Origin of the sequence: Microcoleus sp. B4-C1 (assembly GCF_036705285.1) — a bacterium.
Classification (GTDB): domain Bacteria; phylum Cyanobacteriota; class Cyanobacteriia; order Cyanobacteriales; family Microcoleaceae; genus Microcoleus.
Map to the genome: position 1 here is coordinate 1 of NZ_JAUBUC010000220.1, position 1,517 is coordinate 1,517.

1 protein-coding gene is annotated in these 1,517 nt (G+C 52.7%); it reads right to left on the bottom strand.

Annotated elements, in window-relative coordinates:
- On the bottom strand, window positions 1-1,517 hold a 1,517-nt coding region (locus tag QUB26_RS31760), incomplete at both ends, for a calcium-binding protein (RefSeq protein ID WP_333321289.1).

Consider the following 1,517-nt stretch of genomic DNA (forward strand, 5'->3'; position numbering starts at 1 on the left):
AACAATTGATTGGTGTCCGTCACAGTAATCAAAGTTTGATTGTTGCTGGAAGTAATACTGAGTTGATTAAAACTCAATTCAGAATTCAACCCAATTAAATCCTCTCCCTTGCGGAAATCATTAATGATGTCGCTACCCAAACTTTGATTGAGGAAAAACACATCATTTCCCGAACCTCCCGTCAATGTATCGTCCCCAACATCCCCGGAAAGGAAATCGGCACCGCTGCCACCACTGAGAATATCATTACCTTTGCCTCCGTACAGGCTATCGTTACCGATGTCGCCACAGATCACATCGTTTTCATTGCCGCCCAACACCAAGTCGTTGCCCTCACCGCCATCGAGACTGTCGTTTTCTTTGCCGCCGTACAGGGTATCGTTACCGATGTCGCCAAAAATCAGGTCTGCACCTTCATTGCCAAAGGCAATATCGTTGTCGTTTCCGGTATTAATTGTGTCATTTCCTAAGTTGCCTAAAATGTAGTCGTCGCCATCTTCACCCAGCAAGATATCGTCATCTTTACCGCCGAAAATGCTGTCGTTGCCAAGGCCGCCGGCAACTGTATCATTGCCTAAATCTCCCCTCAACAAGTCCTCGCCCTCACCACCAACCACAGTGTCATTATCTTTGCCAGCGTAGATGGTATCGTTGCCAGCGCTGCCAGAGATGAAATCGCTGCCTTCATTGCCGAAGATTGAGTCGTTATCTGCACCGCCGTCAATGTTGTCATTGCCGCCCATGCCGTAGAGAGTATCGTTGCCGATAAGTCCGTTAATTGAATCGTTGATGACACCGCCCATGATGAAATCGGTAGTGTCGCCGCCGTTGATTGTTTGTTGGACGGGGTTGGGGGTGATGGTGGCAGAGTCGAGTTGCGGGGCGTTGAGGCTATCGAGTAGGCAATCATCTACGGCCGGTTCCGGTGTGGGCGTGGGAGTCGGTTCCGGTGTGGGCGTGGGAGTCGGTTCCGGTGTGGGCGTGGGAGTTGGTTCCGGTGTGGGCGTGGGAGTCGGTTCCGGTGTGGGCGTGGGAGTCGGTTCCGGTTCCGGTTCCGGTGTGGGCGTGGGAGTTGGTTCCGGTGTGGGAGTAGGAGTGGGTTCGGGTGTGGGCGTGGGAGTGGGAGTCGGAGTCGGAGTCGGAGTCGGAGTCGGAGTCTCAGTTGGAGTGGGCGTCGGAGTTGGAGTCGGCGTGACTGTAGGGTTAAATTCATAAGCGCCAATATCAACGATCGCACTTCCGTTATTATCACCATCTTGAGGGCGACTCACACCGCGCTGATCTGCTGCCGGCGCGCCCGCACCAGTACCGGTATCAATTGCCGGACTTCCTGTTAGCAGCGGCAGCACGAAAGCGCCGTTAATATTTTCCAAAGGGCCGAGTAAGGGATCGGCGATCGTCACATTTGCCGTAACATTACTATCATTAGGATCTCCCACCGTCAGTTTAGCGGGAAATTGAATATTGTTTCCCCCATCGATTAGCTGCCGTCCAGTGTGCTGCCTCGTTTTAAAAGG